Source organism: Streptomyces humidus (assembly GCF_014649655.1).
Classification (GTDB): Bacteria; Actinomycetota; Actinomycetes; order Streptomycetales; family Streptomycetaceae; genus Streptomyces; species Streptomyces humidus.
The window spans coordinates 231,892-249,527 of the sequence record NZ_BMTL01000005.1; the positions used below are offsets into that span (position 1 = coordinate 231,892).

A 17,636-nucleotide genomic window follows, 5' to 3' on the forward strand; every position below is an offset into this window, starting at 1 on the left:
CACCTTCGAGCGAGCGACATCACACCAGGGCGTATCCAGGGGAGAGACGGATGGAACCAGGCAGCGAAACGGCCGCGGAAGCCGGGTACGGGCCGGCCTCCGCAAGTCAGCTACGGCTGACCCTGCGGGAACTCGTCAGCCAGACATGCGGCATCCCTGAGAAGGAACTCGACGACACCCGGCCCTTGGTGGAATACGGCCTGACCTCACGTGCCGCGGTCGGCCTGGCCGGACAGCTGGAGCAACTGCTGCACATCGCGCTGCCGGCGACGCTGCTCTGGGAGAGCCCGACCGTGGAGCGGCTCGTCCAGCACCTGGTCGCCATTCAGGAACCCGACGAGGCGCCACAGCAGGCCCACCCCTCGGGCGTCCTTCCCGAGACCGCCCGCGCCGAGGAGGAAGACGACGCTCGCGATGCGGCCTCAGGCGCGGGCTCCGTCGCCGTCATCGGCGTCGGCTGCCGCCTTCCCGGCGGCATCAGCGGCCCCGAAGCCTTCTGGAAACACCTCCTGGCGGGAAGCGACCTCGTAGGACACGCGTCCAGCAGCCGTCGGCGAGCCTTTGCCCCGGTCCCCGGCACAGACACGCAACCGGAACAGCCCGCCCACCAGGGAGCGTTCCTCGACGACATCGAGGCCTTCGACGCCGACCACTTCGGCATCACTCCACGCGAGGCCGAAGTCATGGACCCCCAGCAGCGTTTGCTGCTGGAGGTCACCTGCGAAGCACTGGACCATGCCGGACTTCCCGCACACGCGCTCGGCGACAGCGACACGGGAGTGTTCGTGGGCCTGAGCGCCCTCGAATACGGTCACCTGACCACGGCGGACCCGACCCGGCTCACACCATGGACCAGCACCGGGGCCGCCGGAAGCATCGCGGCGAACCGGCTGTCCTACCTCTTCGACCTGCACGGCCCGAGCGTGACGATCGACTCGGCCTGTTCGTCGTCACTGGTGGCCGTGCACCAGGCCTGCCGGAGCCTGCTCAGCCGTGACTGCGACACCGCCCTCGCAGCCGGCGTCAACGTCCTCCTCTCACCCACCGTCACGGCGTCCTTCGAGCAAGCCGGAGCGCTGGCCGCGGACGGACGCTGCAAGCCCTTCGACGCGGCGGCGGACGGTATCGCCCGGGGAGAGGGCTGCGGTGTCGTCGTCCTGAAGCGGCTGGCCGACGCCCAGCGCGACGGCGACAGGATCCTCGCCGTCATCAAGGGCACCGCCGTCAACAACGACGGGCGCTCGGCCGGACTGATGGCACCCAACCCCGCGGCACAGGAAAGCCTTCTGCGCAGGGCGCTGGACAACGCCGAGGTCGAGCCCGGCAGCATCGACTACGTGGAGACACACGGGACCGGCACTCTCCTGGGAGACCCCATCGAGGCGGGCTCACTGGGCACGGTCCTCGGCCGCGGCAGGCCGGCCGAGCGACCACTCCTCATCGGCTCGGTGAAGAGCAACCTCGCCCACCTCGAGGGCGCCTCCGGTGTCGTCGGCCTGATCAAGACGGTACTGGCACTCCATCACCACCAGCTCCCCCCGAGTCTGCACTTCCACCGGCCCAATCCCCACATCGACTTCACCGGTCTGCGACTGCGCGTGGTCACCACGCCCACCGCCTGGCCTCAGCACGGCTCCCGTCCTGCCCGGGCCGGCGTCTCCGCATTCGGCTTCGGCGGCACCAACGCGCATGTCATCCTCGAGCAGGCGCCCGCCGGCCCGGACGGCAGCCGGGCCGCCCAGCCGCGAACCGATGACGAGCACGGTGAGGACCCGCACGTGCTGGTCGTGTCCGCGCGGTCCAAGGAGCGCATCAGCGATGCGGCGGCCGGTCTTGCCCGGCTGACAGCGGCGGTCGACGCACCCGCCCTGCAGGACATCGCGCACACCCTCGCCCGCCACCGCAGGGGCCCGGCATGCGCGGCGGTCGTCGCGCGCACCCATCAACAGGCCACCACCCTGCTCACGGCGCTCGCACGTGGTGAAGAAGCCCCCGGTCTCGTATCACCCTGCTCCGGTGACCCGACCGTCCACCCGACATCCGACATCCGCAGACCGGTCTTCGTCTTCTCCGGCCACGGCTCCCAGTGGCACGGCATGGGGGCCGGCCTGCTGCGACACGACTCCCGCTTCGCCGCCATCGTGCACGACATGGACCCTGACTACCTGGCCGAAGCAGGCGTTCGCCTGAGCGACATGCTCTCCCGGCAAGCGGCCGACGGCGACGTGGATCATGTCCAGCCCTTGTTGTTCGGCATGCAGATCGCCCTGGCCCGGACTCTGGAAGCGTACGGTGTGCACCCTGGCGCCGTCATCGGCCACTCCATGGGAGAAGTCAGCGCCGCGGTCACCGCGGGGGCCCTCGAGCTGACCGACGGCCTCAGGGTCGTCCTGCGCCGGTCGGCGGAACTCACCGTCATCGACTCCCAGGGCATCGGCGCGATGGCCGCCGTCCAACTGCCGGTCGAGGACCGCATGCGCGTCCTGTCGCGATTTCCCGGCGTCGAGATCGCGGTGCATTCCTCACCGCGCCGATGCACGGTGGCAGGGCCGGCTGACAGCGTCCGGCAATTGGTCGACGAGCTGACCGCCCGAGGCGCTTTCGCCCGCCTCCTGAACGTCGGGGGAGCAGGACACTCCCCAGCCGTGGACCCCGCGGTGCCGCGACTGCGCGAGGCCCTGAACGGCCTGCGCCCCGGCAAGGCCAAGACGGCCTGGTACAACACCGTGCTCGACGACCCACGCGCCAACGTCTGTCCGGACAGCGAATACTGGTGTGCCAACCTTCGCCGTCCCGTCCGGCTGCACCAGGCGGTAGAGGCAGCCGCGACAGACGGCAATGACCTCTTCCTGGAAGTCTCCCCCCACCCGATCGCTCTCATGCCGCTGAGCGAGACTCTCCAGGAAGTCGGCGACCCTGCACAGGCAGTTGTGATTCCGACCCTGCGCAAGGAGGGTGACGAAGCGGTGGATCTGCGTACCGCTCTCGCCCAACTGCACTTCGCGGGGGTCCAGTTGGACGAGGCATCCTTGTGGCCCGCCGGTGCCCGCATCGCGCTTCCCAGCCCCGCCTGGCGGCACAAGAGCTATTGGTTCGGCCACCGGGGATCCACCTCTGCCGCATCCAGCCCGTCTCACACCGTGCTCGGCAGGCGCACCGACGATCCACGCACGGATGCCGTGCTCTGGCAGACCGACCTGGGCACGGCGCATGCGGATGCCCCGCGGCGTCACCTCCACGGCCGGCCCGTCCTCACTCTCCCCGCAGCTGCCGCCCTGATGACCGCGGCAGTTCAGGAGAACCACGAGCACGACCCCGTCACCGACGTGTGCCTCGAAGAACTTGTCGTCCACCGCTGGCTGCCCATCGCCGGCAGCACCCCCGTCACCCTCCTGTGGGAGCCCTCCGGCGGTCACGCGAAGGCCACGATCAACGCCCGTGGGACAGACGGCGTCTGGCACTGCTACGCATCCGCTCGAATCCACACCCGTCCCTCTCCGCCCGCGGAGGACACCTCCGGCACATCACCGCTCCTCACCAGCCGATGGGACCCCGGTGCGGACGGCGAATCCGCCACGCCAGGTCATGGAGAACTCCTCGCCGCGCTGCTGTACGCACCTGCCGGAACCATCGCAGAAGGCCCGGAGGACAACCTGCCTCGCGGGGCGACCTCGGAGACGGTTCCCACCGCCGTGCGGCGTCTGCACCTTCACAACCCCGCCGCAGAAGGCCCCTTCACCATCGAGGCCTTTCCGGCCCCCCTCGACGCGGTACCACCCGACGGCCCCGGCCTGCGATGGAACGTCGTCGCCACCGGAACGCGTACGCGCATCACCGCCGAAGGCGTGGAACTACGGCCCTCTGAGCACGAGGACGTGCCCAAACCGCTGGAAGCGCTGACCTACGACATCCAGTGGCAGAAGTCTCCCCCCCTGCTCCCCGGTCACCTCGACCACGCACTGCTCCTGGCGGACGAGCCCGTGACCGGGGCCGACAGCACCGTGACGGCTCTCGGATCGGCGTTGCGGCAGAAGCAGGTGCGGACCACGACCGGCACAGGCTCACCCGACCACCTCGACCAACTGCTCGAGGACTGGCTGGGGAACACCCCCTCGGAGGGCCCCGGCGCCGTCGTGCTGCTCCTGAGCCGCCCGGCCGACCCTCACGACGCCGGGGCCCTGCACACCGCCACAAGGGTTGCCCGACGTCTCGCCTCCGTCACGCCGGGACAGCAGCACCCACGGCTATGGCTGGTCACCGAACGCGCCCGGTCCACGTCGCCGGACGAAGCCGGCGAGCCGCCGCTGGCGTCTCTGCGCGGGCTGGTGCGCGTGCTGAGTCTGGAAGAACCCGGGCTGAGGGCAAGCCTCGTGGACATCGACACCAGTCGTGACTCCATCGAGGACCTCGCACAGGAACTCCTCGGTGACAGCCCCGAGGACGAAGTCGCCTGGAGAGCGGGGACCCGCCTCGTCGCCCGTCTGGCCCGAGCGGACCTCACCGCACGACAGCACACAGTGCCGTTCGCCCGCCGAGACGCCGCGTACATCATCACCGGCGGTCTGACCGGCCTCGGCCTGGCGACCGCCCGCCGCCTCGCCGATCAGGGAGCGGGCCGCCTGGTCCTCAACGGCAGGCGGCCCCCCACACCCGAAGTCCAGCAGGTCATCAGCGAGTTGCTCGCCGGCGGAACCTCCACCACGGTCGTCCGAGGCGACATCACCGATCCGGAGGTGGCGACACACCTCGTGCGGGCCGCCCTCAGCGAGGGCCATGCCCTGCGCGGAGTCGCCCACTGCGCCGGCGTCCTCCACGACAGGATGCTCACCGACCTCGACATCACCGACATCGACACCGTACTGCGGCCCAAGGTCCTGGGGGCACTCCACCTCGACAAGGCCCTCACCTCGCACGACCTCGACTGGTGGGTCTTCTACAGTTCGGCGGCCGCACTTCTCGGCTCGCCCGGCCAGTCGGGCTATGCGGCAGCCAACGCATGGCTGGACGCGATGGCACAGCGCCGCAGAGCAGAGGGCAAGCCCGCCCTCTCCATCGCCTGGGGCCCCTGGAGCGGCATCGGCGCCGCTCCCGCCGACCGGAGCACGGCGCTCGAGCCGATCACCGTCTCCGAGGGGCTGGACGCCCTGCAGGCGCTCATCGTCCACAACCGGACCTACACGGGGGTCGTGTATCTCGACGGTGAACGGATCACGGAGGCCTTCCCGAGCCTGTCCGACATCCCCTTCTTCGCCGATGCCCTCCAGGGCGACGCCGGGGTCCACGACGACTGGCCCGGCGCCGACCGCATCGACACGCTCGGCGACAACGCCGCCGACAAGGTCTATGAGCGCCTGGTCAAGCGTACGGCCGCCATCATGGGGTTCAGCGTGCCCGACCTCAGCGAAACGGTTCCCCTGCCCGCACTCGGCCTGGACTCCCTGATGGCCGTACGCATCCGGAACGCCGCCCGACAGGACTTCGCCGTCGAGCTGCCGGCGGACCTCATGCTGCGAGGCGCGACGCTGTGCGACATCGGAGAGGCCGTCCTCGACGGCCTCGGGCTCAGCGGTGCGACGCGCCACACCGAGACACCGCCGCCACCACCGGACACCACAGCAGTCCGCCCGGCTCCCTCACCTCTGCCGACGACGATTCAACCCCGTGACCCCGCTGAGCGTCTGGTGGCCGGCGCCTGGACCGAGGTCCTGCACAGTCCGCCCGTGGACGTACGAGCCGACCTGGTCTCCTGCGGTGGGGACCGCAGCACGGCCGAGCGTCTCATCGAGGCGATCAACCGCAGGCTCGGCGATGCCCGCCTGGATCTCACAGCCGAGGCCGTACTCACGCACCGTACAGTCGCTGCTCTCGCCGAACTGGTCCGCCCGGCAGTCAACCCGACGGGCGAGTCCGTCCTCACCACACTGCGCCCACCTGGCTCAGGCTCCTCCAGACTGCCGCTGTTCACCTTCCACCCGGCCGGGGGCCCCACCTCCGTCTACCGGCCCCTCACCCAGCTCCTGCCGGCGGACCAGGCCGTGTACGGGATGGAGCGGCTCAGCACGGTCGACTCGATGGAGGAGAAGGCCGCTCACTACCTGCGCCTCATCAGGGACATCCAGCCCGAAGGGCCCTACCAGCTCCTCGGCTGGTCCTTCGGCGGTTGCCTCGCCTACGAGACCGCTCTGCAGCTGCAGGCCGCCGACGAGACCGTCGGCTTCCTCGGACTCATCGACACCATCTTGCCGGCGGCCCTTCCCGGCCTCCACTCACAGGACGTGCTGCTCGAACGCTTCGGACGCTTCGCCGAATACGTACAGAAGACCTACGGGCATGAACTGCGGCTTCCGTACGACGAACTCGCGGCCACCCCCGACGAACAACAGATCGATGTGATCATGCGCATGGTGGCGCAGGCCGGCCTCGACATGAGCCCGGGAATCATGGAGCACCAGCGGACTTCCTATGTGGACGCCCGCGTCGGTGAGCGCTACACGCCCCGCCCCTACAACGGCCATGTGGTTCTGTACCGCGCCCAGCAAGCGCAACCCCTCACGACCGCCCTTGACCCGCGTTACCTCAGGACGGAAGCGGACCTCGGCTGGGCGCCCTTGTGCCCCTCTCTTGAGATCATCCCCGTCGAGGGTGATCATCTCTCCCTCATCGACCCGCCTCACGTCACCACGATCGCCAAGCATCTCGCCCGCTCTCTCACGGCTGGGTGAGAACAGGTCCTGAGAACGCACCCCGGTTCGCGTTTCCGAGAGCCATGCCGCAGCCGGAGCCGACATGGGTGGCGTCCTCGCAGGCCGATCCCCGTCGAGTGGGAGCGTCCGCACGGTATGGGGATTTTCTCCTGATCGGCTTCGCTGTCCTGCGTTGCCCGCGGGCCCCACATGGCCTCGTGCGGGAACACCTCCTCGCCTGAGCGCTCAGACGACCGGTGCCTCGACGCGGACGAAGGTGAGTGCGTCTGACGTGCCGCCGACCGTTGTGACAACGAGCGGAACCGCACCGGACGGCCCTGGCGGCACTACGGCGGTCAACTCGCCGTCGGAGAGAACGACGTAGCTCACCGGCGAAGCGCCGACCTTCACGGAGGTGGTCGTAGTGAAGCCGGTGCCCAGCAGCGTCACCACGGCTCCACCCGATGCGGGGCCGCTGGTGGGCGAAACGGCAAGGAGCACGGGACCGCCGACGTAGGCGTAGGCGAGTGGATTCGACGACCCGCCTGGAGTGCTCACCGTGATGTCCGCGACCCCTGATCCCGGGGGAGCCTTCGCTGTCACCTCGGTGGACGACACACTGGTGAAGGTCGAGACCGCAGCCCCGAACCGCACCGCTGTGGCGTTCGACAGGTTCGCCCCCTTCAACGTGACGTTGTTGTTCCCACCGGTGGGGCCCGCACTGGGGGAGATCTCCGTGAGGAAGGGAGCCGGTACGTAGAAGAAGTACGCTGCCGCCGCCGACGCACTGGTTCCGGATGGCGTCGTCACCGTCACGGGAACAGCGCCAGGGGAGCCGGAAGGTGACACTGTCGTGATGCGTGTCGACGAAGTCACCGTGAAAGAGGGGGCGTTGTCGCTGCCGAAGCGAACTGCGGTGGCACCGGTGAAGTTGGTGCCGGTCAGGGTGACGGCGGTTCCGCCGCTTGCGGGGCCCGTGGCCGGCGAGACAGCAGTAACCGTGGGAAGGACCGCCGTATAGGTGAAGGAGACCGTTGCGTTGCTGGTCCCGCTCGGGGACACGACGGTCACCGGAACGGAGCCAGGGCTTCCTGCCGGGGTTGAGGCAGTGATCTGCGTCGAGGAATTGACGCTGTAGGACGCTGCGTTGGAGGCGCCGAACCGCACAGCGGTGGCACCCGTCAGGTTGGTTCCGGTGATGGTCACCGTGGTGCCACCGGACACGGATCCTTGTGAGGGGTTGATCGAACTGACCGCAGGAGGCATAGGTAGCTCCTAGGCGAGAGAGTCGCTGGCTGATTCCGCTCCGCAACGCACGACGCACGTCGTTCGTCACGCTGAAAAGAGGAAGGCTCGGCATGCGACGCTGCGGAACCTCTGCCCCCGGTCGGCGGCTCGACTGAACCGCAGACTGCCTCGACCGGCGCCGTGGCAATTGACGCCGTCTGCAGACGATTGCCATGGCGTGCGCTCTCCGGAAGCATCGACGATGTTCGTATGGCGACACCTCGCATGCACGGGCACCCGCGTCAGTCGCCGGATCATCTGCCTCCGGTACGGGAAGGGCGCCCGCCGGTCTGTGTCTCCAGTGACCCACGGGCGCCTTGCTCCCGGCAAGGCGGTACGTCTTCCATCACCCGTATGGAGTAGCCGTGCGGCGTCAAGACATGAGAATCAGTACGACGGGACGTCGGCGTACCGCAAGGAGCGCCGCTACTCCGGCACTTGCAGTCGTAGGTTCTGCAACGTGCGGCACACTTCCGCGTCCATCGCATCCCATGAGACGAAGCGCCAATCCGAGTCCGTCGCACCGGGCAGTGCTGCGCCTCGAGCTTCCCACTCCGAGACGAGGGAGGCGTACAGGGGAGTGCAACGCAGGTCGGCCGACTGGGCTTGACCTTGCTTCTCAGCCGACTCCTCACTCTGTGGCCGGGTTGATGTCACGTCCGCAGCGTCCGGGCGGGCCGTCCCGGCCAAGGCGTACCAGAAGCCCTCAGGCCAGTCACCGGGAAAGGCGGCATATGTCAAAGGCAGCAGGGAGCTCATGTAGGGGGAACGAAGATCTGGACCGGGGAGACACTCGAACCTGCCACTGGTACTCCACATGAGTGAGACGACACCGTCCGACCAAGGGGACCGGTTTGCCGCATGGCGGATCGTCGGCCGGAGTATGCGCATTGGCGGATGGGATGCCTCCCGGTGCCCGGTTCCCGGCGCATCGGTTGCAGACCCAGCGGCCGGCGATACAGGGAATCCGATTGGACAACCGACCAGTCGGTGCCGCGAAAGCGGCACCGACTGGGGATCCAATCCCCTCTCCAGGGGTGCCCATCGCAGCCGCGGTGTGGCCGGACTTCCTTACCCGTAACAGAAGTCGGCGGCCGCACCAAAGCCACGCCCCCCAAGAGGGATGGGCAGCCCACCGGTTGGATACATCCAGTGACGCAGCATCCGGAATATGCCGCAAGGGGTGGATGGGATCGTCACCCTTTCGGAGGGGCGCACCTCCGGGGCGCACTGTGGCGGTGTGTGGATCACGATACTCACGCGAAGTCGGCCCTTGCGTCGAACACCGGGTGAACCTCCCCGAGGGTTCCGCCAGGGCCGGGTCGACTCCGCGAGAGGGCCCCGGAACGGGTGGCAGGAAACCTCGCCCCAAGCCCTATGGGTGCTCGCCGAGTTGGAGGACGCCTGCGAGGGAGAAGCACAGAGCGCCGGTGAGAGTGCCCCAGTTGGCGATGTCGGCGTTGACGAGGCTGCCGGTGGTGGGGCTGGTGTAGGCAGCGAGCGCCGAGACCATGAACAGCACGGATCCGAGTTGGTTGACGGCCACGATCCACAGCCCGAGGTCGTGTGTGGGGATGCGGAGCCGGCCGTGGCAGATCTCCACGAAGGCCAGGTGCCCGGAGATCAGGAAGAGGGTGCAGCCGATCACGTCGGGCGTCCAGATCAGCCGGTTGACCTGCTGCACGCTCAGGCCTTGCAGGAAGGAGTCCAACAGGTTGACGGCGAAGACGAGCGTGCCCGCGAAGAGAACGAACGTGCTCAGCCAGTCCACCCGCGTCGGCTCGTAACTCCACCATCGCCACTGGGGGGTGGCCAGTCGTCCTGCGCCGCCGGCGGTGTGGCGCGGTGCGTTGACCACTTGGAGCAGCGAGACGTATCCGCCGAGGGTGAAGAACAGGCCGCCCACGGAGTAGATCGAGGCGCATTCGGTGGCGTCGCCGGATCCGAACCGTGCGTCGGCCGCACCCGCCGCGAAGAGGGCCCCGCCGATGACGAAGGCGATCGCGGCGATGGAGTTGAGCCGCTGCAGCCGGGTGAGGGAAACGGCGTCGGCGCGGACGTGGCGCGTGGGCCCCGCACTGAAGGGGCGGACGGAGATCATGCCACGTCGGCGCGCGAGGCGGGACTCCCAGACAGCGGTGCCGCCGTCGCTGAGGCGCCAGGTGAGCCGGGTGGTGAACGGTCCCGCGCCCTCGGCGCGCTGGTCAGGTTGCCCCACGGGCCGAGCCTAGAACCTGCGGCGGGACGGGAGCCGGACGAAACGCCGTCCGCCGAGCCACTGCCACACCCCGACACGGCTTCCGATGTGCATGGCGGGTGAGCGCCGGGGACCTCACCCCAGCCGGTTCAGCACTTCGCAAGCGCGGCCGGTGCCGCTCTCGCTCCGCACCGCGCGCCCGAGTCGACGGGAGGCTTCGGTGTAGCCGGGGTTCCGGGTGAGTTCGCGCAGACGTCGGGCGAGGGCGGGGACGGTGAACTGACGGAAGGGCAATGGCCGGGGGCCTGCGCCGAGGTGGTGGACGCGAGCGGCCCAGTAGCTCTGGTCGCCGAAGAACGGGCAGACGAGGGAGGGCACTTCGGCGCGGAGTGCGGAAGCGGTGGTGCCCGCCCCACCGTGGTGGACGACCGCGGCCATCCTGGGGAACAACCAGTCGTGAGGAGTGTCGCTGACCACGAGGAAGCCGTCTTCGCTCGTGGCCGGGTCTCCGGCCAGCACGCCTCGGAGCCCTGCGCGTCTGAGCGCTGTTCGGACGAGGTGATCGGTGGCTTCGGGGTCGCTGGTCTTCATGCTGCCGAAGCCGACGTACACAGGCGGGGGTCCGTCGGCCAGGAAGGCGAGCAGCCGTTGCGGTGGTTTCCAGAGCGGCTGGTCGTGGTGCCAGAAACCGGTCACGTGAACGTTCGGCCCCCAGTCGGGCGGCCGCGGGACGACGGTGGGACTGAACGCGCACAGTACGGGGGCACGGCGGATCCGGCGGAAAGGGGCGAGTGCGGACATGGGCGGCAGGCCGAGGTGCTCGCGTCGCCAGCCGTTGATGAACGTACGGCACATGAGCCAGGATCCGAGGTCGACCGCGTCGAAGCTGAGGCGGTTGCCGAACCCTCCCAGGAGCCGAGCGGCCGGTGCCATGGGGTGGGGGAACAGGCTCGTGGGCTGGCTCGGCTGGAAATGAATGATGGCGTGCGGTACCCGCAGGTACTGGCTCAGATGAACGCCGAGGAATCCGAAGGCCGGGGCCAGGACCAGATCGGCGCCCTCGGCAGCGGCACGGGTCTCCTCGAGGATCTGTGCGACCCGCGGCCGCAGGACTCGGCCGATGCCGCGGATGAAGGCCGCCGGGTTGCTTCGGCCGGCCAGCAGTTCCTGGCCTTCGGCCGACTCCATGATCTCGGCCGGATCGGCTGCGAGGGGGTGAAAGTCCACTCCCGCGGCATCGATCAAGTGCTGATAGCGGGTGCTGGCAAGGAGGCGCACGGCGTCGCCCTGCCGGGTCAGTGCTCTGCCGAGAGCCAGGCAGGGCTGGACGTCCCCCCGGGAGCCTGCCGCGAAGATCACCACTGTTCGGCCCATGCGTCTACCTCTCCGGGTCCGCGGCCCTTCCGACTCCGGTGGCGCCTCTCACCTGAGTGCCCGCTCGACGGCCGGCCAGATGGTGTGCAGTTCACGGTTCCAGTACGGCCAGGAATGCGTCCCCGGTCCGTAGAGATGTGTCGTCGTCCGCACGCCTGACGAGCGAAGTGCCGCGGCGAACCTCTCCGTCGGCTTGGGGAGTGCCGATTCGGCCACTGCGCCGACCAGCACGACGTCGAGCGCATGGTCCCTGTCCAGTGGCCCGGGCACCCCGTTGCCCGCGGAGAGATGGACCTTTGTTCCGCGGAAGGCGGCCGGCATCGCCGCGGGATTGTGGGCCTGCCAGATGCCGGCGTCCTTGATCGGGTCGCCCCAGACCTTCCGGAGGTCGGTGCCGTCCCTTTGCGAGCCGAGCGCCAGAGTGAAACGCACCGTGGGGTCGTTGAGGTCGACGTAGGAGCTCATCGACGCCACGTACCGGAACATCCCCCGGTGATGCGCTGCGTAATTGAGTGCGCCGAACCCGCCCATGGACAGCCCCATGATCGCTCGGGAGGAGCTGGCACGGTAGGCCCTCTCCATGAGCCGGACCAGTTCGACGGTGTGGAAGGTCTCCCAGCGGGGGGCGCCGACTTTCCAGTCGGTGTAGTAGCCGGCTCGGCCGCCGTCGGGCATCACCACGAGGACGTCGGACTTCTCGGCGAGCGCCTCGACGTCCGTCTCACGCGTCCAGGAGGTGTAGTCGTCGTCCCCGCCGTGCAGCATGTACAGCACGGGGAATGTGGCATGCCGGTGCGTCTTCCAGGTCCTGGGAAGGATGACCCGGACCGGGACGGAGCCGTGCATCGCGGGCGAACTGACCGTCAGGTCCCGGGTACGGGCGTCGATTTCCCGTACGGCGGTGATCCGGGCACCGGTCCCATCCTGTCCGGGCACTTGGCCCGCGCGGGCATGTGCGGTCTCGGCGCCGGACAGCGCGGAGACGAGCAGCAGGGCGCAGGCGAGAAGGGATCCGACTCTGACGCGCCGTGTACGACCGATGGAAGTGGATGTGACGAGAGGTGACATGAGCTGCGGGACTCCTTAGCGAAGCGACAAGCCCAGGACGAAGTGGTGCTGACGGTCGGACGTCACGTGTCGGCACCCGGCTGCGGGTGATGCGCCGGCAGGCATGCGTTGTGTGGTAGGCCGATCGCGGGTCAAGGGGTGGTGCCCTCTGCGACCTGGCTGCGCGTGGAGTGCGCCGCCGACTTCCCGTCGCGAGCGGCCTGCGGCAGAGGGTGAGCAGCGCGGGCCGGGGGCACTCGCCGCACAGGGCCGAACGGTCGGCTCGGGGCGGGTGCTGGGCGGGTGCTGTCCGGCCGTACGGGGCCGCGCGAGCGGAGACGTCCCGTCCCCACACCTCCCTGAGCAAGATCAAGATGCACGCCCCGACCATGCCGAGAGGGGTGGTGAAGCACCAGGCGACACACCGGTCGGCCACTGAGACGGTCGACCAGGGGGCGGCCATGTGGAGGTGTTCCGGCGAGCTGTGCGCTCACCAGGGCCCTGGGGAACCTGACGGCCCGTGAGCGGCAGCAGCTGAGGGCCGGTTGCCGAGGTACCGCGTGTCGTCGCTTCGCGTGTCTTCGGCGTTGCCTGCCCAGGGCGAGGACGACCCCCTAGGCTGGCGCGGTGACTGATGCGCAGGAGCGGGTGCGGCCGTCGGGAGTGTGGGCTACGGCGGTGGGCGTGGCAAGGGTGCGGGCACTGGAGACCGAGCGGGAGAACGCGCTGTTCCGCGACCCACTGGCACAAGCCTTCGCCACCGCCGGCGGTCTGTGGCCCTCCTCGTCGCCGCTGCCCGGTGACGAAGCCGCGCGACGACGCCGAATGGGCGTGGCTCTCTCCATCGTCATCAGGACGAAGTTCCTCGACGACCTGTTGCAGCAGGCAGCCGCGTCCGGGGTCCGGCAGGTCGTGGTGCTCGGCGCCGGCATGGACAGCCGGGCCTTCCGGATGGACTGGCCCGAGGGCACCCGGCTGTTCGAGGTCGACACCGCCGCGCCACTGGACTTCAAGGAGTCGGTGCTGTGCCGGGAAAGGGCCGTCGCACGCTGTGAGCGGATCACCGTCGCGGTGGATCTGCGTGAGGACTGGCCAGGCGCGCTGGCCGCCGCCGGGCACGACCGGGCGGCGCCGACCGTGTGGATCGCCGAAGGACTGCTGATCTATCTGCCCGAGGACGCGGTGGAGCTGCTGCTGGCCCGGATCAGCGCGCAGTCGGCACCAGGCAGTCGCATGGGACTGACGTTGGGCTCGCGCGGCGTCATCGAACGCTTCGGCGCGGACGCCGTGCCGGGATCAGCGGCGTCCATGTGGATCTCGGAGATGCCCGACGACCCGGTGGGCTGGCTGGCCGGGCATGGATGGGAGGCCTGCTGCCACACCCTGCGCGAGCGCGCTGCCGCGTACGGCCGCCCGATCAGCACCCCGCCGCAGCATGAGGAGCGGCCCGGCGGACTGATCTCGGCGGTCCGCCGACGGAGCGCCTCCCCGTTCCCTGGCTGATCGTCTCCAAGGGGGCCTGATGAACGGGACCGGGTTGATGCTCGGCCGGCCGGTCGTGTGTGCACCGGCCGCCTACGACCACCGGCGGGCTTGAACACCGGTTGCGGGCTCGGGGGAGCGAGGAGGTGGAACGGGCCTTCCACGGACAGGTCCAGCAATACAGGTTCCGTGTGGCAGGGGGCCGACAACCGCTCAGCCGGCGCCATGAAAATGGCGCCGGCTGAGGGATCCATTCCTCTGAGGGGGTGCCCATCGCGGTATCGGTCTCGATGCTGGCCTGCCCTACGCGCAGGGCAGGCAGCGGCCGGACCGAATGCCGTGCCCCCCGAGAGGTTGGGCTGCCCACCGGTTGGATACCTCCAGTGAGGCAGGAGTGAGGCATATGCCGCAAGCAAACTGATTCATAGTCACCCGATCGGAGGGGCGCAGCGAGGGGCGCATCTTCGGTCGGCATCAACGACGGTTCTGCCGACGGCCGTACTGCTCAGTTCCGTCTCATTTGCCGCTGCCGGCCCGTTCCTCGTCGATGCCGGGCGGTGAAGGTGTATGCGGTGAAAGTGTGTCACTTCGCCTTTTTTGAGCGCGCGTGTGGGCCCGGACGCGAACTGCCGTCCGGGCCCACACGCGCATCGATCAGACGTAGGTGAACCCGCCCGTGACGGTCGCGCTGCCGGCCGGGGTCGTCACGACGACCGCCGCGTTTCCGACCGCTCCCGCGGGGGTGACGGCTGTCAGCACCGTGCCGGTGACGTCGACGACCACGCCGGTCGCGGGGACGCCGCCGATGGTCAGGGTTGCTCCCTGGAGGTTGGTGCCGATGATGACGATCGGCGTTCCACCGATGGCAGGCCCGACGGCCGGGGTGATGGAGAGCGCCGTGGGCGGCGGCGGGCCGACGTAGGTGAATCCGCCGACGACCGTGGCGCTGCCGGAGGGGGTGGTCACCACGACGGGCACGTTGCCGGCCGCGTGCGGAGGCGTGACACCGGTCAGCACCACGCCCGCGATGACGTTCACCCCGACGGCCGGGACGCCGCCGAAGGTGACGCTCGCGCCGGCGAGGTCGGTCCCCACGATCGTGAACAGGGTGCCGCCGGTGGTCGGGCCGGTCGGCGGGCTGAAGGCGAGGACGGTGGGCGGCGGGGGCAGCACGGGTCCCACGTAGGTGTAGTTCGCGGGCGTGCTGGCGCCGGCTGCGGTGGTCACCACGACGGGCACGTTGCCGGCGGCGTGCGGCGGCGCGACCACGGCGATCAGGAAGCCGAAGAGGTCCTGGGAGACGATGGTGGCGGGCGCACCTCCGAAGGTGACCGAGGTGGCGCCACCGAGGTTGGCGCCGATGAGCAGGACGGTGTTGCCGCCGGTGGTCGGCCCGAAGCCGGGGACCGCGGCGATGAGCGTCGGCTGCGACAGGACGGGGAGCAGAGAGGTTTCGGACATGGGTGTCCTCCTGGACTGGGTCGTTGTGGTGTGAGGCGCGTCGGCCTCGTGGACCGCAGGTGCTTGTGTGGCTCGTGTCGAGACCGCACAACTGCATCGGCGGGGGAGATGACCCGGATGTGGCCTGGGCGATCACAGTGCCGGGCGAGAGGTCGCGGAACTCTGGTCGACTCCGGCGGCCTACCGGGGACCTGTCGTACAGCTCTCGCCATGGGCGGCGGCGCAGCTGAATGTGCTACTGACGTGCAACAGACAGGTCGCGAGCGCTGGTTATACGCGCTACCCGCGTGGGATGGGCCGCCCACCGGTATTTCCATTGATCCATACGGGGGATGTGCTGACAAGAGAACCTGCGGAACATCACTCTTACGGGGGGTGCGAGCAGTTTCCGAGCCGGACTTCTTCCCTGTTTCCAAGGCCTTCGCATGCGCTGCGCACTGCTTTCTGGTGGAGCGCCTTTCTCCTTCCCGCGCAAGTGCGGCGGGAGAGCTCGTCGACACGGCACCCGTCCCGTTTCGCCGTCGCTGTGGAGCCGTTACTCCCTACGGACGACGGCAGGCGCCGGATTCCTGGCGCTCAAACGTCTGACCTGCACGCCCTTGGCGATCTGAACGTCATGCGGCACTCGTGCGGTTGCGAATCTCCAGGTCACCATGCTTGCTTGAAACGGACGTCACAGAAGATCAGGTGTCAGACGTCCCAGGCGGCCGGCGCCTTCAGGGGCGGTGTCGCCTTTCCGTGATCGAAAAGGAGGACAGCTGCCTATGAACAGCACCTTGGCGGAGGCCGTCGTCGCAGGGGCCGGCGGGCAGGACCTCAAGGACCTGCCCGTCCCCGATTCCTTCACGGCAGCCGTGGTGCGTGCCTGCGACGTCAGCATGTTTCAGGGTGTCGAGGACAAGGACGTACGCAAGTCCCTGTTCGTCGAAGAGGTGCCGATGCCGGAACTCGCTCCGGACGAAGCACTGATCGCCGTCATGGCGAGTGCGATCAATTACAACACGGTGTGGACGGCCATGTTCGAACCACTGCCGACATTTCAGTTCCTGAAACGCATGGGGAAGGCCGGCGGGTGGGAGTCACGCCACGACCTGCCCTATCAGGTGGTGGGATCGGACGCGTCGGGCGTGATCGTGCGCACCGGTTCTTCCGTGCGCAGGTGGAAGGTCGGGGACCATGTGGTCGTCGCGCCGGCTTATGTCGACGAGCAGGACCCCGACACCCACCGGGACGGGATGCTGGGAGAGGGACAGAAGGCATGGGGTTTCGAGACGAATTTCGGCGGCCTGGCTCATTACGCGGTCGTGCGGGCTAGCCAGCTGATGCCCAAGCCGGCTCTGCTGACATGGGAGGAGGCCGCCGCCAACCCCCTGTGCGCCAGTACCGCCTACCGCATGCTGGTCAGCGAACGGGGCGCGCGGATGAAGCAGGGGGATGTGGTCCTCGTCTGGGGAGCGACCGGCGGCCTCGGCTCCTACGCCGTCCAGCTGGTGCTCAACGGCGGTGGCGTTCCGGTCGGCGTGGTCAATTCCGCTGAGAAAGCATCCCTGTTGCGGTCGCTGGGCTGTGAGGCGGTCATCAACCGCTCGGAACTCGACGACGGCGACCCCACAGCACTCGAGCGGCCGGACGGGTGGAAGAAGATGGGCGCGGCCATCCGCGAGGCGGTGGGTGAGGACCCGCACATCGTGTTCGAGCACGCGGGACGGAAGACGTTCGGGGCATCGGTGTTCCTCGCCCGCCGCGGGGGGACCGTCATCACCTGCGGTTCCAGCACGGGTTACGAGCACACCTACGACAACCGCTACCTGTGGATGCGTCTCAAGCGGATCATCGGAAGCCACGGCGCCAACCTGTACGAACAGTGCGAGGTCAACCGGCTCTTCAGCCTGGGCCATCTCGTCCCGGCGCTGTCGAAGACCTACGCCCTGCGTGACGTGGGGGCGGCTGCCAGGAGCGTGCAGACCAACCAGCACATCGGCAAGGTCGGCGTGCTCTGCCTCGCGCCGAACCCCGGGCAGGGGGTGACGGACCCGGAGGCTCGGGCGAAGGTGGGCGAGGACCGGTTGCGGATCTTCCGCGAACGAGGACGGTGATCGGGCGTC

The 17,636-nt window shown here is 68.9% G+C and carries 8 protein-coding genes; 3 read left to right on the forward strand and 5 right to left on the reverse strand.

The genetic code is table 11. The annotated features are described in order from the left end of the window. Nucleotides 1-50 precede the first annotated feature (50 nt). Nucleotides 51-6,722 carry a type I polyketide synthase gene (locus IE239_RS07480; RefSeq protein WP_190148464.1) on the forward strand — a complete coding sequence of 2,224 codons (6,672 nt, stop codon included), beginning with the start codon at nucleotides 51-53 and terminating at the stop codon, nucleotides 6,720-6,722. A 207-nt stretch (nucleotides 6,723-6,929) separates the two neighbouring features. On the opposite strand, the gene IE239_RS07485 is transcribed toward IE239_RS07480, so the two are convergent. The 4 genes from IE239_RS07485 to IE239_RS07500 form a co-directional block, all read right to left on the reverse strand. Further along, entirely contained in the window at nucleotides 6,930-7,949 is a 1,020-nt protein-coding gene (locus IE239_RS07485) for an IPT/TIG domain-containing protein (RefSeq protein WP_190148465.1), read from the reverse strand. A 1,396-nt stretch (nucleotides 7,950-9,345) separates the two neighbouring features. Next, a complete protein-coding gene (locus tag IE239_RS07490; RefSeq protein WP_190148466.1) occupies nucleotides 9,346-10,188 on the reverse strand; it encodes a hypothetical protein in 843 nt (280 codons plus the stop codon). A 114-nt stretch (nucleotides 10,189-10,302) separates the two neighbouring features. Continuing rightward, a complete protein-coding gene (locus IE239_RS07495; RefSeq protein ID WP_190148467.1) occupies nucleotides 10,303-11,541 on the reverse strand; it encodes a glycosyltransferase in 1,239 nt (412 codons plus the stop codon). A 48-nt stretch (nucleotides 11,542-11,589) separates the two neighbouring features. Further along, complete coding sequence (locus IE239_RS07500) at nucleotides 11,590-12,609, reverse strand: alpha/beta hydrolase (protein WP_190148468.1); 1,020 nt, start codon at nucleotides 12,607-12,609, stop codon at nucleotides 11,590-11,592. A gap of 642 nt (nucleotides 12,610-13,251) precedes the next feature. On the opposite strand from IE239_RS07500, the gene IE239_RS07505 reads away from it, so the two are divergent. Further along, complete coding sequence (locus IE239_RS07505; protein WP_229877932.1) at nucleotides 13,252-14,091, forward strand: class I SAM-dependent methyltransferase; 840 nt, start codon at nucleotides 13,252-13,254, stop codon at nucleotides 14,089-14,091. Between the two features lie 633 nt (nucleotides 14,092-14,724). Here the strand turns inward: IE239_RS07505 and IE239_RS07510 are convergent. Beyond that, complete coding sequence (locus IE239_RS07510; protein WP_190148470.1) at nucleotides 14,725-15,531, reverse strand: IPT/TIG domain-containing protein; 807 nt, start codon at nucleotides 15,529-15,531, stop codon at nucleotides 14,725-14,727. 764 nt (nucleotides 15,532-16,295) lie between these two features. Here IE239_RS07510 and ccrA point away from each other — a divergent pair. Then, a complete protein-coding gene (gene ccrA, locus IE239_RS07515) occupies nucleotides 16,296-17,627 on the forward strand; it encodes a crotonyl-CoA carboxylase/reductase (protein WP_190148471.1) in 1,332 nt (443 codons plus the stop codon). Nucleotides 17,628-17,636 lie beyond the last annotated feature (9 nt).

Bases quoted from the DNA above. Each gene is read 5' to 3' on its own strand.
- IE239_RS07480 (WP_190148464.1), top strand. From the start codon at position 51: ATGGAACCAGGCAGCGAAACGGCCGCGGAAGCCGGGTACGGGCCGGCC.
- IE239_RS07485 (WP_190148465.1), bottom strand. From the start codon at position 7,949: ATGCCTCCTGCGGTCAGTTCGATCAACCCCTCACAAGGATCCGTGTCC.
- IE239_RS07495 (WP_190148467.1), bottom strand. From the start codon at position 11,541: ATGGGCCGAACAGTGGTGATCTTCGCGGCAGGCTCCCGGGGGGACGTC.
- IE239_RS07500 (WP_190148468.1), bottom strand. From the start codon at position 12,609: ATGTCACCTCTCGTCACATCCACTTCCATCGGTCGTACACGGCGCGTC.
- IE239_RS07510 (WP_190148470.1), bottom strand. From the start codon at position 15,531: ATGTCCGAAACCTCTCTGCTCCCCGTCCTGTCGCAGCCGACGCTCATC.
- ccrA (WP_190148471.1), top strand. From the start codon at position 16,296: ATGAACAGCACCTTGGCGGAGGCCGTCGTCGCAGGGGCCGGCGGGCAG.